This is a genomic window from Bradyrhizobium sp. Pa8 (assembly GCF_052588265.1).
Map to the genome: position 1 here is coordinate 3,178,578 of NZ_CP176767.1, position 21,209 is coordinate 3,199,786.

The 21,209-nt window shown below is 64.9% G+C and carries 16 protein-coding genes; 1 reads left to right on the forward strand and 15 read right to left on the reverse strand.

Annotated elements, in window-relative coordinates; genetic code table 11:
- Nucleotides 1-2: 2 nt before the first annotated feature.
- The 3 genes from fdhF to ACKWRH_RS14280 are packed head-to-tail and all read right to left on the reverse strand — an operon-like array spanning nt 3 to nt 4,916.
- Nucleotides 3-2,876 (reverse strand): formate dehydrogenase subunit alpha, encoded by a 2,874-nt coding sequence (fdhF, locus tag ACKWRH_RS14270; protein ID WP_445221064.1) that lies wholly within the window; start codon nt 2,874-2,876, stop codon nt 3-5.
- A 10-nt stretch (nt 2,877-2,886) separates the two neighbouring features.
- Complete coding sequence (locus ACKWRH_RS14275) at nt 2,887-4,443, reverse strand: formate dehydrogenase beta subunit (RefSeq protein WP_445221065.1); 1,557 nt, start codon at nt 4,441-4,443, stop codon at nt 2,887-2,889.
- Nucleotides 4,440-4,916 (reverse strand): formate dehydrogenase subunit gamma, encoded by a 477-nt coding sequence (locus ACKWRH_RS14280; protein WP_135215011.1) that lies wholly within the window; start codon nt 4,914-4,916, stop codon nt 4,440-4,442. Before ACKWRH_RS14280 ends, ACKWRH_RS14275 begins: the two co-directional genes overlap by 4 nt.
- Nucleotides 4,917-5,139: 223 nt before the next feature.
- Between ACKWRH_RS14280 and ACKWRH_RS14285 the strand changes: the two genes are divergently transcribed.
- The gene (locus tag ACKWRH_RS14285; protein WP_014496684.1) at nt 5,140-6,033 is read left to right on the forward strand and encodes a LysR family transcriptional regulator; all 894 of its coding nucleotides are present in this window, start codon (nt 5,140-5,142) and stop codon (nt 6,031-6,033) included.
- A 106-nt stretch (nt 6,034-6,139) separates the two neighbouring features.
- Here the strand turns inward: ACKWRH_RS14285 and ACKWRH_RS14290 are convergent, their stop codons facing one another.
- The 12 genes from ACKWRH_RS14290 to oxlT (ACKWRH_RS14345) all read right to left on the reverse strand — a co-directional run bounded on the left by ACKWRH_RS14290 (nt 6,140) and on the right by oxlT (ACKWRH_RS14345) (nt 21,150).
- On the reverse strand, nt 6,140-8,470 hold the full coding sequence (locus ACKWRH_RS14290) for a PAS domain-containing sensor histidine kinase (protein WP_445221066.1): 2,331 nt from the start codon (nt 8,468-8,470) through the stop codon (nt 6,140-6,142).
- 228 nt (nt 8,471-8,698) lie between these two features.
- Entirely contained in the window at nt 8,699-10,072 is a 1,374-nt protein-coding gene (locus ACKWRH_RS14295) for a cation-efflux pump (RefSeq protein WP_445221067.1), read from the reverse strand.
- A gap of 249 nt (nt 10,073-10,321) precedes the next feature.
- On the reverse strand, nt 10,322-11,293 hold the full coding sequence (locus ACKWRH_RS14300) for a quinone oxidoreductase family protein (protein WP_445221068.1): 972 nt from the start codon (nt 11,291-11,293) through the stop codon (nt 10,322-10,324).
- A gap of 25 nt (nt 11,294-11,318) precedes the next feature.
- A complete protein-coding gene (locus ACKWRH_RS14305; protein ID WP_445221069.1) occupies nt 11,319-12,314 on the reverse strand; it encodes an NAD(P)H-dependent flavin oxidoreductase in 996 nt (331 codons plus the stop codon).
- A 317-nt stretch (nt 12,315-12,631) separates the two neighbouring features.
- A complete protein-coding gene (locus tag ACKWRH_RS14310; RefSeq protein WP_445221070.1) occupies nt 12,632-13,282 on the reverse strand; it encodes a hypothetical protein in 651 nt (216 codons plus the stop codon).
- A 50-nt stretch (nt 13,283-13,332) separates the two neighbouring features.
- Nucleotides 13,333-13,524, reverse strand: a complete 192-nt coding sequence (locus ACKWRH_RS14315) for a hypothetical protein (RefSeq protein ID WP_212482795.1) — start codon at nt 13,522-13,524, stop codon at nt 13,333-13,335.
- Between the two features lie 268 nt (nt 13,525-13,792).
- Entirely contained in the window at nt 13,793-15,199 is a 1,407-nt protein-coding gene (locus tag ACKWRH_RS14320; protein WP_445221071.1) for a hypothetical protein, read from the reverse strand.
- A 546-nt stretch (nt 15,200-15,745) separates the two neighbouring features.
- Entirely contained in the window at nt 15,746-16,519 is a 774-nt protein-coding gene (locus ACKWRH_RS14325) for a fumarylacetoacetate hydrolase family protein (RefSeq protein ID WP_445221072.1), read from the reverse strand.
- An 11-nt stretch (nt 16,520-16,530) separates the two neighbouring features.
- The gene (locus ACKWRH_RS14330; RefSeq protein ID WP_063984530.1) at nt 16,531-17,550 is read right to left on the reverse strand and encodes a 2-dehydropantoate 2-reductase; all 1,020 of its coding nucleotides are present in this window, start codon (nt 17,548-17,550) and stop codon (nt 16,531-16,533) included.
- Between the two features lie 98 nt (nt 17,551-17,648).
- On the reverse strand, nt 17,649-18,077 hold the full coding sequence (locus ACKWRH_RS14335; protein WP_063984529.1) for a CBS domain-containing protein: 429 nt from the start codon (nt 18,075-18,077) through the stop codon (nt 17,649-17,651).
- A 177-nt stretch (nt 18,078-18,254) separates the two neighbouring features.
- The gene (gene oxlT / locus ACKWRH_RS14340) at nt 18,255-19,592 is read right to left on the reverse strand and encodes an oxalate/formate MFS antiporter (protein ID WP_445221073.1); all 1,338 of its coding nucleotides are present in this window, start codon (nt 19,590-19,592) and stop codon (nt 18,255-18,257) included.
- A 262-nt stretch (nt 19,593-19,854) separates the two neighbouring features.
- A complete protein-coding gene (oxlT, locus tag ACKWRH_RS14345) occupies nt 19,855-21,150 on the reverse strand; it encodes an oxalate/formate MFS antiporter (protein ID WP_445221074.1) in 1,296 nt (431 codons plus the stop codon).
- Between the last annotated feature and the right edge of the window lie 59 nt (nt 21,151-21,209).

Consider the following 21,209-nt stretch of genomic DNA (forward strand, 5'->3'; position numbering starts at 1 on the left):
CGTTACTCCGCGGCCTCGGCCGGCGCGATGCGGCGGGAGTGCTGCGCCTGCGCGTCATAGGCCTTCTGCCAGTCGGACGGGCCGTTCGACGGCGAGATCTGCACCGCCGTGACCTTGTATTCGGGGCAGTTGGTGGCCCAATCCGAATAGTCGGTGGTGATGACGTTGGCCTGCGTGTCCGGGTGATGGAAGGTGGTGTAGACGACGCCCGGTGAGACGCGGTCGGTGATCTCCGCGCGCAGCGTGGTTTCGCCCGCACGGCTCGCGAGCCGCACCCAGTCGCCGTCGCGCACGCCGCGCTGCTCGGCGTCGTGCGGATGAATCTCGAGCCGGTCCTCGGCATGCCAGACCACGTTCTCGGTGCGCCTTGTCTGCGCGCCGACATTGTACTGGCTGAGGATGCGGCCCGTGGTGAGCAGCAGCGGGAAGCGGGGGCCGGTGCGCTCGTCGGTCGCGACATATTCGGTGACGATGAACTTGCCCTTGCCGCGGACGAAGCCGCCGATATGCATCACCGGGGTGCCCTCCGGCGCCTTCTCGTTGCAGGGCCATTGCACCGAGCCGAGTTCGTCGAGCTTGGCGTAGGAGACGCCGGTAAACGTCGGCGTCAGTGCCGCGATCTCGTCCATGATCTCGGACGGATGGCTGTAGTTCATCTCGAAGCCCATGGCCTTGGCGAGGGCGATGGTGACCTCCCAGTCGGCCATGCCGTTCTTCGGTGACATCACCTTGCGGACGCGCTGGATGCGGCGCTCGGCGTTGGTGAAGGTGCCGTCCTTTTCGAGGAAGCTCGAGCCGGGCAGGAAGACATGGGCGTAGTTTGCGGTCTCGTTCAGGAAGAGGTCGTGAACGATGACGCATTCCATCGACGACAGCGCCGCCACCACGTGCTTGGTGTTGGGATCGGACTGGAGGATGTCCTCGCCCTGCACGTAGATGCCCATGAACGTGCCTTCGATCGCGGCATCGAACATGTTGGGAATGCGCAGGCCCGGCTCGGGGTTGAGCTTGACGTTCCACAGCGCCTCGAACTGGTCGCGCACGGCGTCGCCCGAGATGTGGCGATAGCCCGGCAGCTCGTGCGGGAACGAGCCCATGTCGCAGGAACCCTGCACGTTGTTCTGGCCGCGCAGCGGGTTCACGCCGACGCCGGGGCGGCCGATATTGCCGGTCGCCATCGCGAGATTGGCGATCGCGATCACGGTGGTCGAGCCCTGGCTGTGCTCGGTGACGCCGAGGCCGTAGTAGATCGCGCCATTGCCGCCGGTGGCGTAGATGCGCGCGGCTTCACGCAACACCTGCGGATCCACGCCGGTGAGGATCGCGGTGGCTTCCGGGCTGTGTTTCGGCTGGGCGACGAAGGCGGCCCATTCCTCGAACTCGGCCCAGTCGCAGCGCTCGCGCACGAAGGCTTCGTTGGCGAGGCCCTCGGTGACGATGACATGCGCCAGCGCGGTCACGACGGCAACGTTGGTGCCGGGCATCAGCGGCAGGTGCAGCGCCTTGACGTGCGGCGATTCCACCATCTCGGTCCGGCGCGGATCGATCACGATCAGCTTGGCGCCCTGGCGCAGCCGCTTCTTCAGGCGCGACGCGAACACCGGGTGAGCGGAGGCGGGATTTGCGCCGATGATGACCGCGACGTCGGTATCTTCCACCGAGTCGAAGTCCTGCGTGCCGGCCGACGTGCCGAAGGTCTGCGACAGGCCGTAGCCGGTCGGGGAGTGGCAGACGCGGGCGCAGGTATCGACATTGTTGTTGCCGAAGCCGCCGCGGATCAGCTTCTGCACCAGATAGGTTTCTTCGTTGGTGCAGCGGGACGAGGTGATGCCGCCGATGGCGTCACGGCCGTATTTCTTCTGGATGCCGCGCATCTTGGTAGCGGCAAACGAGAACGCCTCATCCCAGGACACTTCGCGCCAGGGATCCTCGATCCGCTCGCGGATCATCGGATTGAGGATACGCTCCTTGTGGTTGGTGTAGCCCCAGGCGAAGCGGCCCTTGACGCAGGAATGGCCGCGATTGGCCTTGCCGTCCTTGTACGGCACCATGCGCACGACTTCCTCGCCGCGCATCTCGGCCTTGAAGGCGCAGCCGACGCCGCAATAGGCGCAGGTGGTGACGACGGAGTGCTCCGGCTGGCCGATCTCGATCACCGACTTTTCCGTCAGCGTCGCGGTCGGGCAAGCCTGCACGCAGGCGCCGCAGGAGACGCATTCGGAGCCGAGGAAGCTCTCGCTCATGCCGGGCGAAACGCGGCTGTCGAAGCCGCGGCCCGAGATGGTCAGTGCGAAGGTGCCTTGCACTTCCTCGCAGGCGCGGACGCAGCGCGAGCAGACGATGCACTTCGACGGATCGTAGGTGAAATAGGGGTTGGACTCGTCCTTCGGCATCCAGGCGGCGTTGATCTCGCCATGGGATTTCGCGAAGACGTGGTTCTCGCCCTCATAGCCGTAGCGCACGTCGCGGAGGCCCACAGCGCCGGCCATGTCCTGCAATTCGCAATCGCCGTTGGCGCCGCAGGTGAGACAGTCGAGCGGATGGTCGGAGATGTAGAGCTCCATCACGCCCTTGCGCAGCTTCTTCAGCCGCTCGCTCTGGGTGTGCACGACGAGGCCGTTCATCGCTGGCGTGGTGCAGGAGGCCGGCGTGCCGGCGCGGCCCTCGATCTCGACGACGCAGAGACGGCAGGAGCCGAACGCGTCGACCATGTCGGTCGCGCAGAGTTTTGGGATCTGGTGGCCTGCATCCATCGCGGCCCGCATGATCGAGGTGCCCTCGGGCACCGTGACCTGGTTGCCGTCGATGGTCAGCGTCACCATCGTCGTCGATTTGGAGCGTGGCGTGCCGTAGTCGATTTCTTCGATCAGAGACATCGTCGTTCTCCTATTCCGCGGCCTGAAGCGTGGTCGGGGCCGGGACGAAATCTTCCCGGAAATGCTTCAATGCGCTGAGCACGGGGTAGGGCGTGAAGCCCCCGAGTGCGCAGAGCGAGCCGAATTTCATGGTGTTGCAGAGGTCTTCGACGAGCGCGAGATTTTCGCTCACGCGCTCGCCGCGGATGATCTTCTCGATGGTCTCGACGCCGCGGGTCGAGCCGATCCGGCAGGGCGTGCACTTGCCGCAGGATTCGACGGCGCAGAATTCCATGGCGAAGCGCGCCTGGTTGCGCATGTCGACGCTGTCGTCGAACACGACGATGCCGCCATGGCCGATCAGGCCGTCGCGTGCGGCGAAGGCTTCGTAGTCGAACGGGGTGTCGAACAGCGCGCGCGGGAAATAGGCGCCGAGCGGGCCGCCGACCTGCACCGCGCGGACCGGACGGCCCGTGAACGTGCCACCGCCAATGTCGTCGACGAGCTCGCCGAGCGTCACGCCGAACGCCGTTTCGAACAGGCCACCATGGCGGATGTTGCCGGCGAGCTGGATCGGCATCGTGCCGCGCGAACGGCCCATGCCGAAATCAGCGTAGGCCTTGGCACCTTCGGCGAGGATGAAGGGGATCGCCGCGAATGACAGCACGTTGTTGATGACGGTCGGCTTGCCGAACAGGCCGTGATGCGCGGGCAGTGGCGGCTTGGCGCGGACCAGGCCACGGCGGCCTTCGAGACTTTCCAGCAGCGAGGTCTCTTCGCCGCAAACGTATGCGCCGGCGCCGACCCGCACTTCGAGATCGAAGCTGTAGGTCGAGCCGCCGATCTTGTCGCCGAGGTAGCCGCCGCGCTTCGCCGCCTTGATGGCCGCGTTCATCGCTTCGACTGCGTGCGGGTATTCGCTGCGGATGTAGATATAGCCCTTGGTCGCGCCGACGGTGATGCCTGATGTCGTCATGCCCTCGATTACCAGGAAGGGGTCGCCTTCCATGATCATGCGGTCGGCGAAGGTGCCGCTGTCGCCTTCGTCGGCGTTGCAGACGATGAATTTGCGGTCGGCCTTCGCTTGCGCGACGGTCTTCCACTTGATGCCGGTCGGGAAGCCCGCACCGCCGCGGCCACGCAGGCCGGATGCGGTGACCTCGGCGAGGATCGCATCCGAGCCGAGCGCCAGCGCGCGCTCGAGGCCCTTGTAGCCGCCATGGGCGCGGTAGTCGTCGAGCGAGCGCGGATCGATCACGCCGCAGCGGGCGAAGGTGAGACGGGTCTGGCGCTTCAGCCAGGGGATCTCCTCGGTCGCGCCCAGCCGCAGCAGATGCGGTGTGTTGCTGGCGAGGGCATCGAGCAGGGAGGGCACATCGGCCTCGGTGACCGGGCCGAAGGCGATCCGGCCCTGCGGCGTTGCAACCTCGACCAGCGGCTCCAGCCAGTACATGCCGCGCGAGCCGGTCCTGACGATCTCGATCGCCACCCCGCGCTTGGCCGCAGCCTGTTCCAGCGCCAGCGCAACCTCGTCGGCGCCAACGGCCACCGCACCCGCGTCGCGTGAGACGAATAGACGCATGCTCATCGCTGGGCCTCCGCAACGAGTGCATCGAGGCGCTTCTCATCGAGCCGGCCAATGAGGCGGCCGTCGAGCATGGCGGACGGTGCGGTCGCGCACAGCCCGAGGCAGTAGATCGGCTCCAGCGTGACGCGATCATCGGCGGTGGTGTTGCCGAGGGGCACGCCAAGCTTCGCCTCGGCGCGCGCGGCGAGAGCATCGCCCCCCGCAGCCTGACACGCTTCCGCGCGACACAGCTTCAGCACATGACGCCCGGCCGGCTTGTGGCGGAAATCATGGTAGAATGTGAACACACCATGCACCTCGGCACGCGACAGATTCAGCGCCTGTGCCACCATGGGAATCGCCGCCTCCGGCACGTAGCCGAACGCCTCCTGAAGGGCGTGCAGGATGACCAGCGTCGCGCCCTCTTGCTTCGCATGTTCGGCGATGATCTCGGCGCCGCGCGTCTCGTCCCAAGGCTCGTAAACCGCTGTCATTCTTTGTTCTCAGATTGAGCGTCCCTGATCGCAAACTATTTGGAATCGTTCGAAGATCAATAAAGCTGTCTCATGCTGCGATTGCGAATTCTGATCGATCTGGAAACGCAATCGGACGATACGGAAATGCAATTAATCGCGTTCCGCTTGCCGGTTTTTCCGTGTTGGTAATGACCTGCCGTGCTAGCTTGCATGCCACGATGGCATCCGAGGGGACGACCGGTTGATCGACAAGCTTGAACTGCTGCTGGCGCTGGCGAAGGAGCGGCATTTCGGACGCGCGGCAGAAGTCTGCGGCGTGACGCAACCGACGATGTCGACCGGGCTCAAGCAGCTCGAGGAGATCCTCGGCGTGATGCTGGTCCAGCGCGGCTCCCGCTTCCAGGGTTTTACCCCCGAGGGCGAGCGGGCGCTGGATTGGGCGCGGCGGATCGTGGGCGATGCCCGCGCCATGCGTGACGAAATCAACGGGCTGAAGCATCAGCTCTCCGGCGAAATCCGCATCGCGGCGATCCCGACCGTGCTCGGCATGGTCGCCCAGCTGACGACGCCGTTCCGCGCCAAGCATCCCGAGGTGCGCTTCCGCATCCAGTCCACGACCTCATCCGAGGTGCTGGGGCTGCTCGAAAATCTCGAGGTCGATGCGGGGTTGACCTATATCGAGAACGAGCCGATCGGCAAGGTGCGCACCATTCCGCTCTACAACGAGAGCTATCGCCTGCTGACTGCGCCGGATGGAATGTTCGGTGATCGCGAGACGGTGACGTGGAAGGAGGTCGGGCAGGTGCCGCTGTGCCTGCTGACGCCCGACATGCAGAACCGGCGCATCATCGACCGCGCGCTCCGCTCGGTCGGCGCGGAGGCGACGCCGACCCTGACCTCGAACTCGCTGCTCGTGCTGTTCACGCATGTGAAGACGGGGCGCTGGGCGAGCGTGATGCCGGCCAAGCTCGCCGAGACGCTCGGCCTGTCCGACACGGTGCGCTCGATCCCGATCACCGATCCCGACGTCAATTACAGCATCGGCATGGTGATCCCGCAGCGCGATCCGATGACGCCGCTGATTGCGGCACTGGTCAACGTCGCGCGCGAAGTGGCGCCGTCGCTGCAATTGTAGGGACCAGAGCGTTTTCGAGCGAAGTGGATACCGGTTGGCGTGACGAAAACGCGTCAAAACAGGAATCTAGAGCTTCGGTTCTGATTCGATCAGAACCGATAATGCTCTAGGCCGCAGCCGACATCCCGGACGCCGCCTTGATCGCATCGCGCGGCAGGGTCACGCGGACGACGGTGCCCACGTCGATCTTCGAGCGCAGCCGCATCGAGCCGCCGTGGAGCTGCGCCAGTGAGCGCGCGATCGCAAGTCCAAGTCCGGAGCCGTGATAGGTCTTGGTGAGCTGGCTCTCGACCTGCTCGAACGGGCGGCCGAGCCGCGCCAGCGAATGCGGCGCGATTCCGATGCCGGTGTCGGCGATCATCAGCACGATCTTGTCGTCGAGCTCCCGGCTGCGCACCACGATGCGTCCGCCGTCGGGCGTGAACTTCACCGCATTGGAGAGCAGGTTGACGATGATCTGCTTGGTCGCGCGGCGGTCGGCAACGACCGAGATCGATTTCTCGATCCCGGCGTCGAGCGTCAGATGCTTGTCTTGTGCGCGGCCTGAGACGACACGGAGGGACTCTGCGAGCGTCTGTCCGAGGTCGAGCTCTTCCATGTCGAGCTTCATGCGGCCGGCTTCGATCTTGGACATGTCGAGGATGTCGTTGATGACTTCGAGCAGGTAATGGCCGCTGGTCAGGATGTCCTGGCAGTATTCCTGGTACTTCTCCGAGCCGAGCTCGCCGAACATGCCCGAGCCCATGATCTCGGAGAAGCCGATGATGGCGTTGAGCGGCGTGCGCAGCTCGTGGCTCATATTGGCGAGGAATTTCGACTTGGTCTGGTTGGCTTCCTCGGCGCGGGTCTTCTCGCGCTGATACTTCTCGGCGAGGTCGGCGAGCTCGTTGGTCTGGCGCTCGAGGGCGGCCTGGGAGCGCTTCAGGTCGATGACGGTGGCGCGCAGGCGCAGATCGTTGTCGACCAGCTTCTGCTCGTGCTCCTTGATGCGGGTGATGTCGGTGCCGACCGAGACGTAGCCGCCGTCCTTGGTGCGGCGTTCGCTGATGTGCAGCCAGCTGCCGTCGTCGAGCTGCGCCTCGAAGGTGCGCGCGCCCGGTCCCTGGCTGGCCGTCTCGTTGTGGCGGGTGCGCACCTCCGGCATGCGGCCGACTTCGAGCACGGTCTCGTAGGAGGTTCCGGGGATGACGGCGCTGTCGGGCAGCTTGTGCAAACGCTGGAAGTGCGAGTTGCAGAGCACGAGGCGGTCGCTCGCGTCCCACAGCACGAAGGCCTCCGGAATGGTCTCGATGGCGTCGCGCAGGCGGAGGTCGGCTTCGACGGTGCGTTCAGCGAGGCTCTTCTGCTCGGTGATGTCGACGGCGATCCCGATCAGGTGCACGCTGGAATCGGTCGCCCCGTGCGTCTTCTCGCAGCGGACGCGGAGCCAGATCCAGTGACCGTCGACGTGCTGCATGCGGAAGGTCTGGTCGATATGGTCGATCTTCCCGGAGATGAGCTGGTCGGCGATCTCGAATAGGTCGATGTCGTCGGACTTCACCAGCGCGTTGACCTCGCCGAAGGTGAGGAGCTCGTTACGACCGTCGAGGCCGAGCATCGAAAACATCGACTGCGACCAGAAGATCCGGCCGCGCGACAGATCCCAGTCCCACAGGCCGCAGCGGCCGCGGTTGAGCGCGGTGTCGATGCGGCCGCGCACGGCGTCGTTGATGAGGTCGCCCTCGCGGGCGCGGGTCGATTGCCAGTGGAAGGCGAAGCCGAGGATCAGGACCACGAAGCCGGTGGTCGCCGACAGCGTCACCGAGAGCGCGGCGTCCGAGCCCCAGATCGGCTCGTTGCGCTCCTGGATCACAGTGACGAGGCCCGGCAGCGACTTGATCTGCCGCGAGGTCACCATCGCGGCGTTGCCGTTCGGCAGCGTCATGTCGGAGACGTTGCTGTCGCGCGGCGGCGCCGCGAGCAATTGCGCCGTGGTGATCGCATCGAGCAGGCGGTCGTTGCCTGAGGGGTCGCGGTCGATCGGAATGCGGGCGAGGATGCGGCGGTCGACGCCGGCCGAGGTGACGACGACGTGGCGGCCGGAGGCCGTGCCCCAGGACGGGATCAGATCGGGCAGCAGCGTCGGCAGGTTCTCGATGTTCTTGAGCCGCTCCTGCCGCGTGGAGGTCAGGCGATCGATCCGTTCAGCGAGCAGGTCGGCCAGCGCCGAGATGTCGTGGCGGAGCACCTGCCGCTTCTGGCGCGTCTGATCGACGACCTGCACGAACGCGCCGAGGCAGATCGTGACCAGGAAGGCGATGATCAGCGTCGGCACGGCGCGGCGCAGCGCCGGCTCCGCGATCAGGAGCCGATGATAGGCAGGTTTCGCGATCGATTGCGCCAATCCCTTGATCGAATCGGATTGGACGCGCACGTTCGCGGCGTCTGCACGCGACATGCCTTCTGCCCCCTGGAAAACCTGCTTGCAACTTGAGTTCGGAAGCAGCCCCACGTCGCTTCCGAATCATGACCGATTTGAATCCAGTTTTCGCAGGCTGTCGAGAGTCAACGAATCGTTAACGCGAATTTATTCTTATCCAACGCGCAGTTTGTGCGTCGCGCGTCCGCAAACTTACGTGCGCGGCGAGTCCGAAACGAGAACGTGTGACTCCCCGCACATGTCGCGTCACGCCCGCGGCGGCTCGGCGTGGCTGATCACGCGCTTCACGCTCGGGAACGCGCGGCGGAGCGCGCGCTCGATCGCGTCGACATGCTCGTGCACCTTGATCACGCTCATCGAGGGCGTGGCACGGCAGTGGAAATTGACGATCTCGCCGGCGTCGGTGTTGCGGACACGCACGTTGTGGATGTCGTAGATCTCGCCGCCGGCGGCATATTCCGTCAGGGCGGAGGCGATGGCCCGCACCCGTTCCGGCCCGGCATCGACCCCGAACGGCAGTTCCGGTTCCAATGGCTCGATATGGACGTCGACCTCGACGTCGGCGCCGAACTCCTCCTGGATGCTGCGCTCCAGCGTGTTGGCGATGTCATGGGCGGCGTCGAGCTGCATCCCGGCGTCGACCTCGAGGTCGATGCCGACGATCAGCTTGGCGCCGAGGTCGTGCACTGTGACGTGGTGGACGGCGAGGCCGGAATTGTGTGCGATGACCATGATCCGGTCGCGCACGGTCTCGTTGTCGCGCGCGACGGGGACGGCGGTGAAGGTGAGGTCGGCCTCGCCGAATGCCCTGTCGACCGCCGCCTGCGCCTTGCGCTTGATCTCCTCGACGCGGTCGATCGGATAGGTCCGCGGCACCTTCGCGATGGTGTCGATGAACGTGGTCGCCCCCACCATGCGCAGCCGCAGCCGCTCGACGTCGATCACGCCGGGCACGCCGAGGATCGCGGCCGTGGCCTTCTCCTGCGCCCCCTCGGGGGCGCGATCGACCAGCGTCTGCACGGTCGAGCCGGCCATGCGCAGGCCGAGCAGGGCGATCATCACGGCGACGGCGGCGGCGGCCGCGGCGTCGCCCCACCAGAATCCGAGCGCGGCCAGGATCAGGCCGATGATCACGGCGAACGAGCCGAGCACGTCGGAGGCGAAATGCAGCGCGTCCGCCGCGAGCGCCTGGCTGCGCGTCTCCCGCGCGGCACGATGCAGGGCGCGGGCGCGCCACAGGTTCACGACGATGTCGATCACCAGCACCACGAACGGTACGGCCGAGATGGTCGGTGGCGGAGTTCCCTCGCGCAGGCGGCTGTAGGATTCGACCAGGATGCCCCCGGCCAGCACGTAGAGCAGGGCGGTGACACCGAGCGCGGAGATGCTCTCCAGCTTGCCGTGGCCGTAATGGTGCTCTTCGTCGGCCGGCTTGTCCGACACCCGCACCACCGCCCAGGTGATGATGGTCGCGACCAGGTCGATCGAGGAATGCAGGGCCTCGGAAATCAGCGCCAGCGAGCCGATCGCGATGCCGACCGCGAACTTGGCCGCCGCCATGCCGCCGCTGGCGAAGATCGAGATTGCGGCGACCGAGGTCTTGTTGTGGTGGGAGGTCATGGCGGGGGATTTAGCAGCCCACCGGTGAACATCAAGCGGCAGTCCACAGCTATAGTCGCGAGTGAGTTGCAGAAGCGAAGCTATTGCGAATGCTTCCGAATTGAATGCTCGCTCATGCCACGAGCTCGGTCTCGTAGGGTGGGCAAAGGCGCGCAGCGCCGTGCCCACCAGCAGGTGTCCCCAGTCAACCGCTTATGGTGGGCACGCTTCGCTTTGCCCACCCTACGGGACCAAGACCCGGAACGACGGTTACGGCACCGTCACGACGATCTTCCCGAGATGCTTGTTCGCCTCCATGTGCTCGAACGCCTTGTCGATGTCGTCGAACGTGTAGACCTTGTCGATCGGCAGCTGCAGCTTGCGCGACTCGACCGCGCCCCAGATGTCCTTGCGGACCTCGTCGAAGATTTCGCGGACCTCCTCGATGGTGCGGGTGCGGAAGGTGACGCCGACATAGTCGATCCGGCGCGCGGCATGCAGGTCGAAATTGAAGTCGGCATGGGTGCCGCCGAGCCGGCCGACATTGACGATGCGGCCCTTGACCTTGGTGGCGGCGAGGTTCTGGCTCGCGACCTTGCCCGAGACCTGGTCGACGATGAGGTCGACGCCTTCGCCGTTGGTCGCCTTCAGCACCTCGTCCACCCATTTGGGGTCGGAGGAGTCGACGGCGAGGTCGGCGCCATATTCCTTGAGCCGGCCGCGGCGATAAGCATCGGTCGACGAGCCGATCACGAGCCTGGCGCCCTTGAGCCGCGCGATCTGCATCGCCATCAGACCGACGCCGGAGCTCGCCCCCTGGATCAGCACGGCTTGGCCGGGCTGTACGCCGCCGACGGTGACGACCGCGTTGTGCATGGTCGCGAGCGCGACGGGCAGGGTGGCGGCTTCCTCGAAGTTCATGTTCGAGGGCGCGCGGAACAGCCGGCCGTGATCGGCCAGGGTGTATTCGGCAAATGCCGCGCCGCCCGAGCCCATGATGCGGTCGCCGACCTTCACGCCCTTGGCATCCGGTCCAAGCTCGGCGACTTCGCCGGCCCATTCCATGCCGAGCACGGTGCCGGCACCGCCGGCGGCGCCATGGGCGTGGCCCTTGCGCATGCCGGTGTCGGCGCGGTTCAGCCCGCAGGCGCGGACGCGGACCAGCACCTGCGTGCCTTTAGGCTTAGGTTGAGCGATGTCGGAAATCTGAGCCCCGTCAGGGCCGTAGATGTAAGCCTTCATGAATTACTCTCGCTTCTTGCAGTGATTATTCAGCGGCTTGTGCGCTCGGATGAGCGATCATGCCTTCGAGCCGGCTGCGAATGATGGCTTCGGCTTCGCGCACGATGCGCGAGACGAGTTCGGCGCAGCTCGGGATGTCCTGGATCAGGCCCTGCACCTGGCCGGCCGACCAGATGCCTTCGTCCGAATTGCCGGTCGCGTAGACCATCTTGCCGCGGGCACCGGCGACGAGCTCGCGGATGTCCTCGAACTTGGCGCCTTCCTTCTCCATCGCGACGACCTTGGTCGAGATCTCGTTCCTGGCGACGCGCGAGGTGTTGCGCATGGTGCGGAAGATCAGCTCGGTCTCGCGCTCGTCATTGGCGACGATCTTCTCCTTGATGAGCTGGTGGATCGGGCTTTCCTTGGTTGCCATGAAGCGGGTGCCCATGTTGATCCCCTCGGCGCCGAGCGCCAGGGCGGCGACGAGGCCTCGGGCATCGGCAAAGCCGCCCGAGGCGATTATCGGGATCTTGATCTTGTTGGCGGCGGCCGGGATCAGGATCAGACCGGGGGTGTCGTCCTCGCCGGGGTGGCCGGCGCATTCGAACCCGTCGATCGAGATGGCGTCGACGCCCATGCGCTCGGCCGAGAGCGCGTGGCGGACGCTGGTGCATTTGTGCACGACCTTGACACAGTGCTTCCTGAATTCGTCGACATGCTCCTGCGGCTTGTTGCCGGCGGTCTCGACCACGGTGATGCCGGCCTCGATGATGGCGGCGCGGTATTCGGCATAGGGCGGCGGCTTGATCGCGGGCAGGATGGTGAGGTTCACGCCAAAGGGCTTGTCGGTGAGGTCGCGGCAGCGCGCGATCTCCTTGGTCAGGTCTTCCGGAGTCGGCTGGGTCAGCGCCGTGATGAAGCCGAGCGCACCGGCGTTCGCGACGGCCGCGACCAGCTCGGCGCGTCCGACCCATTGCATGCCGCCCTGGACGATCGGGTGCTCGACGCCGACGAGCTTTGTGAACCGTGTCTGCAACATGATCTGTTTCCCCCGCCTCGCGTGGCGCCCTGTTATCGATTGATGGCGGCAGGATGCCGCCGGGGTCGGGAAATGTCTATTGCGCCGCCGTGCGGTGGGGGCGGGGCGATCATGCGGGGCGTGAGGGGATTCCGTAGGGCGGATAATCGAGGGGCGCCGTTGCCCGATGAGGCAAGCTCTTTCCTCAAACTCCACCGTCATACCCCGCGAGGGCGGGGTATCCAGTACGCCGCGGCTTCTTGGCTCTAGCCTCGCTGTCTCTGGAATACTGGATTGCCCGCTTTCGCGGGCAATGACACCGAGTATGGAGTGAACGGCTACTCCGCCGACAGCCGCACCATCTGGCGGCCGCCGTTCATTTCCTTGAGGCTGTTGACGAAGTTTTCCGGGCGCTGCCAGCGGTAGGGGACCTGCAGGCCCATGAACTCGGCGATGTCGCCGATGAAGCCGGTGCAGTTGGTGGTCTCGGCATTCCAGACCGGCGAGCTCGCCTGCAATTTCTTGATGTAGGCGAAGACGCGCTTGGCATCGGCTTCGTTCAGATAGACGCGATAGTTCGCGGTCAGATAGTCCGGATCGAGATCGCCGTAGCTCGCGCCGGTTTCGGCTGGCACCCAGGTGAGGTGACCGAGCACATAAGCCCAGGTGTCGCCGGCGGGCGTGAGGCCCGCGACTTCGACGGCGCGCTCGCTGGTCTTGCCGTACCAGACGAACGCATGGCCCCAGCTCGCCGCCGTCCGCGCTCGGAAGTCGACGTAGTAGGGACCTTTCTCCGCGCGCGCGACGGGGCGTCGCGTCGATTGCGGCGCCGGTCGTGATGCGGTGTCGGTCGTAGCAAGCGCATTTGCATCGGCAACGTGCTTGTTCGCTTCGTGGGCCGACGCCGAGGGTGTAGTGCATGCGATCATGGCCGCGAGGGCGAACCCCGCAAGGATGCAGGATCCCGATCGATCAGTTTTGTTCGTCACGCTGTGCCCCCTCGACTGCCGGCCGTTACACTGATGCAGCGATGCCGCTATCAGTAGCGCGCAGCGACCGGGCCGGGCGCCTTGCCGATCGGGGCCTTTCCAATCGGGCTCTTGCCAATCGGCATCTTGCCGATCGGCGCCTGCTCCGCAGGGTAGACGGGCTGGCGACGCGGCAGATCCGCGGCGTTCGCAGCCGTCACCAGAGCAAGCGTCGCACCCAGAGCAATTACAATCTTCTTCACAGTGATACCCCTAGAAGGTTTGGTCCAAACACGGCAGTACCGTGCCCCCAGACACGCTTCACAGAAGGACGTCGGAATGCGTCCAAGTTGCGGCGCGCGCGGGACAAGTTGGCGGCATTGATCGGGTGTGCGGAGATGTGATGTGTCTGGATGTTTCGGCGCGGCGTGATTGAGGCCCGCAGGATGGGTAGAGCAGTGAAACCCATCGGCCGGTTACGCGAGGACGGATGATGGGTTTCGCTTCGCTCGACCCTTCCTACGCAGCTAATCACCCGATTCGGTTCAGGCTGTTCCTGATCGTCGAGAAGATGCCGCCGATGTCCTTGCGCAAGGCATCGAGCGTGTTGAAATTGTCGAAGATGCGGGCGAGGCGGTCCTCGACTTCGCGCTTGCTCCTGGCGAGGGCATCGACACGTGAGGCGAGGGTGACGTCGCCGTTCACCTCGATCTCGCCGACGGCTTTCGCGAGGAGATCGCGGGTGGCGCCGACTTCGGCGATCATGGCCTCGATGCCGAACACCGGCGCCTTCAACGGAACGAGATCGGCCTGCGACTTCGACAACTCCGTCTTGAAGGCGTTCAGCGTCGCCAGCGTCTCCTGCAACGCGCCGAGGCGCTGGCGCGACTGGAGGACGAAATCGTTCAGCGCGTTCTGACGGTCCGCAAGCGTCTTGCCGTCGGGATCTGTCTCGACGTCGGCGAGCGAGCGTTCGAGCTGGGCCTGGCGCTGGCCGAGCTCCTCGAAGTCGAGCCGGATCGCTTTCAGGATGTTGAAGCTGTCGTCGATGCGGGCAAGGCGCTGCGCGATCTCGGTCTTGTTCTTCGAGAGCGTCTCGACGCGAGTGTCGAGCGGCGCCTCGCCGCCGGTCTCGAGCTCGTCGATGCTCTTGGCCAGCCGGTCATGGCTGAGGCCGAGCTCGCCGATCAGGGCATTGATGCCGGCGTCCGACGAGCGCAGCGGGACCAGCTCGGCATGGGATTTCGCCAGATCTTCCTTGTACTGGTTGAGGGTCACGAACGTGTCCCGGACCGCGTTCACCCGTGACAGCAGGGCCGATACGTCGCGCGCCACGTCTTTTAGGCGGTCGGCGAGGTTGTTCTTGCGGTCGTCGGTCTCGAGGTCGAGCAGGGAGCGTTCGAGCTGGTTCTGGCGGTCGCGGATCTCGGTGAAAACAGGCTCGACCGCGCGCCGCTGATCGGCGACCTTGCCGACCATTTCTCGCACCCCCTGCTGGCGCCGGCGGATCTCGGCGAGCTGGTCGTGCATGTCAGTGGATTCGTTGCGGCCCTGCTGGAGAAGCGCGCGTTGCTCAATCTCGCCCAGCTTGTCGTGGAGGGCTGAGACGGCCTCCCGGGGATCGCTTTCGATCAGGTGCTGGACGGTGGCGTCGAGGTGGTTTTGCAGGGCGTGGGCGACGACGACGTCCTCGCGGGTCTTCTTGAGGCGGTCGCGCAGGGTATTGAGGCGCTGGTCCTGACGCGAGAGCTGCCAGGCGGGGGCGCCGATCAGCGCCAGCCCGAACGTCACGATCGCGCCGGTTGCGATGCGCTGTGGCATCGGCAGATCCGCAAACAGGGCGGGCAAGTGCGCGACGTCATAACCAAACGCCTGCTGGGCGAGGATCACGATGGCGGCTAACAGGACAAACCAGGCAACCACGAAAAACAGCCACATCGTGACTTCCCACCCGGGACACATTCTCGCCATAGTTGCTATTGGAGAGCGGAACCGAGATCAAGGGGCGCGCGGATTGCCTGATGCGCCTAGTCGTGCGAATCCACGACTGGTTGTGCCAGCAGACGGTGGAAGGGCCTGCTGGAGTTGCCGAGTTTTCCCGAAGAAGCGAGGCCTGTAGTCCCCATGAGCGTGACGATATGCGGGACCGCGTCACGGACTGTCCCGGATGTCGCTCCGCTCATCAGGGTACGAGGTCGTGCTCGCTATCACTTGCCGAGGAAGTTCGAGCGCATCTTGTCGGCAAACCAGACCACGAAGATCGCGGCGAACGCGAGAGCAAAGTACAAGGCCGTCCACAAAAGCGCATAGCCGGCATTCGACATGGCGTCCTCCCAGGCATCAGAAATCGATTGCCGGAAAGGATAAAGGCAGCCGCGACGGCGCGATTTGCGCAGGATCAATTTTGCCGCGCTGCGGCGAAAATGGCCGGTGGGCCTTCATTCCGGGGCACGACAGAAGTTGCGCTCGGAACGACTGGGAGGGCTACAGCCGAAACTCGTTCGTCAGCTCGCCGATGCCGTCGATTGCGACGGTCACTATATTCACCGGCTCCTTCATCACGCCGACGCCGACCGAGGTGCCGACGGCGATGAGGTCGCCGGGGAGCAGGGTCATGTCGTGGGAGATCTTGCTGACCAGCTCCTGCGCGGTGAAGATCATGTCCGAGATCGGATAGTTCTGCCGCTCCGCCCCGTTGAGGATGGTGCGCACGGTGAGCTTGGCCGGATCGAGGCCGGTTACGATGACGGGGCCGAACGGGCCGTAATCATCGATGCCCTTGGCACGGGCCCATTGCGGGAAAGTGGGATCGCTGGTCAGGATGTCGTTGGCGGTGATGTCGTTGACGCAGGTGTAGCCGAAGATGAAGCTGTCCGCTTCCGCCGGCGAGACCCGGGCGCATGTCCTGCCGATGACGATGCCGAGCTCGCCCTCATAGGTGGTCTTGCCGTCGTAGTAGGAGGGGCGGCGGATCACGGCGCCCGGCGTCGTGATCGTGGTGGTCGCCTTCAGCAGATAGAGCGGCTCCGGCGGCTCGGGCTGGTTCAGCTTGGCGGCGAGCGCGTGGAAATTATTCCAGAGCGCGACGATCTTGCTGGGCGCGCAGGGCGCGAGCAGCTCGACCTCCGACAGCGCCAGCATCTTGCCGGTGGCCGCATGGCGGCCGAACATCTCGCCCTCATGCACGCTGATGCCTGATGAGGTCAGCGTGCCGAAACCGGTCGCACCGGCATGGCGGAAGCGCAGCCATTGTTTCATCTCGCCCGCCATCACGCCACCGCCAGTGCACGGGGATCGGCAGGCGCGGAGACGCCGTCATAGAGGCCGGCGATGCGGGCGCGCTGGGTCACCATCGCCAGCACCGAGTCGAGCGCGGGCGTGGCGATGCCGGTGAGGCGGCCCATCTCCTGCACCACGGTGACGAGCGGGTCGATCTCCATCGGACGGCCGCGCTCGAGATCCTGGAGCATCGAGGTCTTGTGCGCGCCGACCTTGCGGGCGCCCTCGATGCGGCGCTCGACGTCGACGCGGAACTTGACGCCAAACGTCTCGGCGATGCCTTGCGTCTCCACCATGATCGCGCGCGACAGCGCACGCGTGGAGGGATCGGTGCAGATCACGTCGAGCGTTGCATGGGTCAGCGCGCTGATCGGGTTGAAGCAGACATTGCCCCAGAGTTTCAGCCAGATCTCGTCGCGGATGCGGTCGAGCACCGGCGCTTTCAGCCCGGCGGCGACGAAGAGATCGGCGAGGCGCTGCACGTCCGAGGTGATTTCGCCGGAGGGCTCGCCGAGCGGAAAATTGTTGCCGTAGACGTGGCGGATCACGCCGGGCGCTTCGATCTCGGTGGCGGGATAGACGATGCAGCCGATGGCGCGCTCGGCGCCGATCTCGCGCCACTGCCGTCCGCCGGGGTCGATGCTCTCCAGCGTCGAATTCTCGTATTGGCCGCCGTGCTTGTAGAAATACCAATAGGGGATGCCGTTGACGGCGGTGACGATGCGGGTGTGCGGCCCGAGCAGCGGCTGCATCTTCTCGATCACGCCGGTGATCGAATGCGCCTTCAGCGTGATGATGATGTAGTCCTGCACGCCGAGTTCGGCGGGATCGTCGGTGCAGCGCGGATGCACGGTGTGCTTCTCCTCGCCCGCGAGCAGGGTCAGCCCGCGCTCGCGCATCGCGGCAAGGTGGGCGCCGCGTGCGACCAGGCTAACGTCGGCGCCAGCGCGTGCGAGCTGAACCCCGAGATATCCGCCGATCGCGCCGGCGCCGTAGATGCAGATCTTCATGAAATCCTCGCGGGTGTCCGGAATTTTGGGACGAAAGATCCGGTCCGGCTCGGAGAGGTCCGAGCCGGGGCCGGTAGTCGCAGGGGAAGTGTGACGCTTTAAGCTGCTGCTTGCGGCGAGCCGTTGATCGCTTCGTCAACGGCAGCTGCGATGTCGCGCATGCTGATGACGGAGACGAGACTGTAATCGTCGATGACAGGCAGGTGACGGATGTGATTGCGGTTCATCAGATGTCGGACGTGCTCGATCGTGTCTGAGGAGCTGCAGGACACGAGCTGCTGCACCGACACGAGCTGCGAGACCTTGACGTTGATGGCGTTGGCACCATGCTCGGCGACGGCGCGCACCACGTCACGCTCGGTGAACATGCCGACCGCGGTGTTGCCTTCGGAACGGACCACGTCCTTGACCACCAGCGCGCTGATGTTGTTGGCGCGCATCAGCTTGGCAGCGATACCCACCGTTTCGTTCATTCGCACCGTGACAACGCGCGGTGTTTTTTTGCGCAGAATGTCTCCGACCAGCATTGCAACCTCCCTAGGTGAATGACAGGGGAAGTGTGGTATACATAATGCCAATCGTCAAGCATTCGATTTGGCTGATCCGAAAATTCTTGCGGCAGCAATACTGACGTTTGTCATCGTGCCAAAAAGAAAGGGGCGCATCGCTGCGCCCCTTTCGACCGATTGAAAGGCGTGTGGTCGCTACGCTGTCTCGGTCTTGGCATTGCCGGTCTTGGCGTTACCCGTCGCGGCATTGGCGCTCTCGGCCTCCTTGCCGAGAATGAAGGAGCGGCGCAGCGGCTTGATCACGAACAGCGCCGTCAGCGCCGCCGTCGCGTTCAGCGCCACTGCGACCACGAACACGGCTTTCCAGCCGTATGCTGCCGAGATCACGCTGGCGAGCGGGACGAGCAGGGATGCCGTGCCCTTCGCGGTGTAGAGCATGCCGTTGTTGGTGGTTGCGTATTTCGAACCGAAGGTGTCGCCGCAGGTCGCGGGAAACAGCGAGTAGATCTCGCCGAACACGCCGAAGTAAACCGCGGTCGCGAGCACGAAGACGACAGGGATGTTTCCATAGGCCGACAGCGTCAGCAGCATCAGCGCCGCGGTGCCGAAGGCGATGAACATGGTGTGCTCGCGGCCAATTGTGTCGGAGACCCAGCCGAAGAAGGGACGTCCGAAACCGTCGAAGATGCGGTCGAGCGAGATCGCGAACGTCAATGCCGCCATCTGGAAGCCCGCGAGCGTCACCGGCGTGTCGGCGATCTTGAAGTCGTGCGCGATGGGGCCGATCTGTGCCGCGGTCATCAGGCCGCCGGAGGCGACCATGACGAAAACGAGATACATCACCCAGAAAATAGGAGTGCGCAGCACCTGCGGCGGGGTGAAGTCGATCTTGGTCTGCGGCAGGTTGAGCTGCTTCTTCTTCGGCGGGATCGAGATCCGCGGCGGCTGGATGAAGAAGGCGAGCACGAACACGATCAAGCCCTGGCCGATGCCGAAGGTGAGGAACGCGTGCTGGTAGCCGCTCGTTGCGATCATGGTCGCGATCGGCACAATGGTGAGCGCGGCGCCCGCGCCGAAGCCGGCGGCGGTCGCACCGGCGGCGAGGCCGCGGCGATCGGGGAACCATTTCAGCGCGTTGCCGACGCAGGTGCCGTACACCGCGCCGGCGCCCATGCCGCCGACGACCGCGGCGGCGTAAAGCAGGGCGAGCGAGTCAGCGTAGGAGTTGAGCACCCAGGACAGCGCGATCATGACGCCGCCGAACATGATGACGATGCGCGGACCGTATTTGTCGACGAACCAGGCCTCGATCGGCACCAGCCAGGTCTCAGTGACGACGAAGATGGTGAAAGCGAGCTGGATCGCGGCGCGTCCCCAATGGTGCGCCGCATCGATCGGATCGACGAACAGCGTCCAGCCATATTGCAGATTGGCGATCATCGCCATGCAGACGATGCCCATGGCGAGTTGGAACCAACGGAAACCGGTGCGAAGAGGCGCGGCTGTGACGGCGCCATCCGTGCTGGAAATCATCAATAACCTCCCAACGCGCCTGATTGAATGCGATATGGGATTGCAAGATGACCCAGTGTCGCAAATATTGTGGCTTATCGTCGCAAGCGCGCGGGGACATTGGTATACCATATTCCAGAAGGCAAGCCCTATCTTGTGACGCAGCGCAAGAAAAGTGCGCGGTTCCCTTCAGCTCAGCGGTAGCCAAGGCAGGTTCTGCAAAAACGAAAACGCCCGGCCGTGAGGCCGGGCGTCGTACTTGGTTTAGATCTGGTGGAGCGCGTCAGGCGGCGGCAGTCGATTTCGCGACCACGACCTTGCGCCAGGGCTTGAGCACCATGATCGCCAGCAGCGAAGCCAGGATGTTGGCGCCGGCCGCGATGATGAACACGCTGTCCCAGGTGCCCGACGATTGCTGCATGTAGTTGGCGATCGGGACAAGCAGCGCGGCCGTGCCCTTTGCGGTGTAGAGCAGGCCCGCATTGGTGGTCGCGAACTTGGCGCCGAACGTGTCGGTGCAGGTCGAGGGGAACAGCGAGTAGATCTCACCCCAGGCGAAGAACACGAAGCCCGACAGCAGCACGAACCAGACCGGATCGTGGCCCCAGAGGTAGAGCATCCAGATGCCGACGCCTTCCATGCCGAAGGCGATGAACATCGTGTTCTCGCGGCCGATCATGTCGGAGATCCAGCCGAAGAACGGACGCGTCAGGCCGTTGAGCACGCGGTCGATCGTGGCCGCGAACGTCACCGCCGTCATCGTCACCGCCATCAGCGTCACCGGAACGCTGTCGACCTTCCAGTCGACCGCGATCGGCTTGAGGTTCGCCGTCACCATCAGGCCGCCGGCACCGACGATCACGAACATGAAATACATCAGCCAGAAGATCGGCTGACGCAGCACCTCGGTCGGCTGGTAGTTGCGACGTGTCTGCACCAGCGCGGCGTTCGCCGACACGGCCGGCACCTGGCCTGGCTTCGGCGCCAGCAGGAAGAAGGCGAGGATGCAGATGATGATGCCTTGTCCGAGGCCGAAATAGAGGAAGGTGGTCTGGAAGCCACTGTCCTTGATCATGGCCTGGATCGGCGCGACGGTCAGCGCAGAGCCGGCGCCGAAGCCCGCGGCCGTGATGCCCGCAGCAAGGCCGCGCTTGTCCGGAAACCATTTCAGCGCGTTGCCGACGCAGGTGCCGTAGACGCCACCGGCGCCGATGCCCGCGATGATCATGCCGAGATAGTAGCCGTTGAGCGTGGTGGCCTGTGCGTTGATCGCCCAGCCGACGGCGCAGAGCACGCCGCCGACCAGCACGACGATGCGCGGACCGTATTTGTCGACGAACCATCCTTCGACCGGAACCAGCCAGGTCTCGAACAGCACGAACAACGTAAAGGCCCACTGGATCGACGCGCGATCCCAGCCGAACTTCTTCTGGATGTCGGGGACGAAGAACGTCCAGCCGTATTGATAATTGGCGATCATCACCATTGCGGCGACGCCCACCGCCAACTGCGTCCAGCGATAGGCATCACTGACGCGCGCGGCACTAGGGGCCACTGTTGAATGCACCATGTCCGTCATAAAAAACCCTCCCGAAGGCGCCGATCATTTTTATGTGTGCGCTGTCCCGCATCTTGGTA

Excerpts from the sequence above, each read along its gene's own strand:
- ACKWRH_RS14290 (WP_445221066.1), bottom strand. The coding sequence starts at position 8,470 with ATGTCGCGTGCAGACGCCGCGAACGTGCGCGTCCAATCCGATTCGATC.
- ACKWRH_RS14275 (WP_445221065.1), bottom strand. The coding sequence starts at position 4,443 with ATGAGCATGCGTCTATTCGTCTCACGCGACGCGGGTGCGGTGGCCGTT.
- ACKWRH_RS14320 (WP_445221071.1), bottom strand. The coding sequence starts at position 15,199 with ATGTGGCTGTTTTTCGTGGTTGCCTGGTTTGTCCTGTTAGCCGCCATC.
- ACKWRH_RS14330 (WP_063984530.1), bottom strand. The coding sequence starts at position 17,550 with ATGAAGATCTGCATCTACGGCGCCGGCGCGATCGGCGGATATCTCGGG.
- oxlT (WP_445221073.1), bottom strand. The coding sequence starts at position 19,592 with ATGATTTCCAGCACGGATGGCGCCGTCACAGCCGCGCCTCTTCGCACC.
- ACKWRH_RS14335 (WP_063984529.1), bottom strand. The coding sequence starts at position 18,077 with ATGCTGGTCGGAGACATTCTGCGCAAAAAAACACCGCGCGTTGTCACG.
- fdhF (WP_445221064.1), bottom strand. The coding sequence starts at position 2,876 with ATGTCTCTGATCGAAGAAATCGACTACGGCACGCCACGCTCCAAATCG.
- oxlT (WP_445221074.1), bottom strand. The coding sequence starts at position 21,150 with ATGACGGACATGGTGCATTCAACAGTGGCCCCTAGTGCCGCGCGCGTC.
- ACKWRH_RS14295 (WP_445221067.1), bottom strand. The coding sequence starts at position 10,072 with ATGACCTCCCACCACAACAAGACCTCGGTCGCCGCAATCTCGATCTTC.
- ACKWRH_RS14305 (WP_445221069.1), bottom strand. The coding sequence starts at position 12,314 with ATGTTGCAGACACGGTTCACAAAGCTCGTCGGCGTCGAGCACCCGATC.
- ACKWRH_RS14325 (WP_445221072.1), bottom strand. The coding sequence starts at position 16,519 with ATGAAACAATGGCTGCGCTTCCGCCATGCCGGTGCGACCGGTTTCGGC.
- ACKWRH_RS14300 (WP_445221068.1), bottom strand. The coding sequence starts at position 11,293 with ATGAAGGCTTACATCTACGGCCCTGACGGGGCTCAGATTTCCGACATC.
- ACKWRH_RS14280 (WP_135215011.1), bottom strand. The coding sequence starts at position 4,916 with ATGACAGCGGTTTACGAGCCTTGGGACGAGACGCGCGGCGCCGAGATC.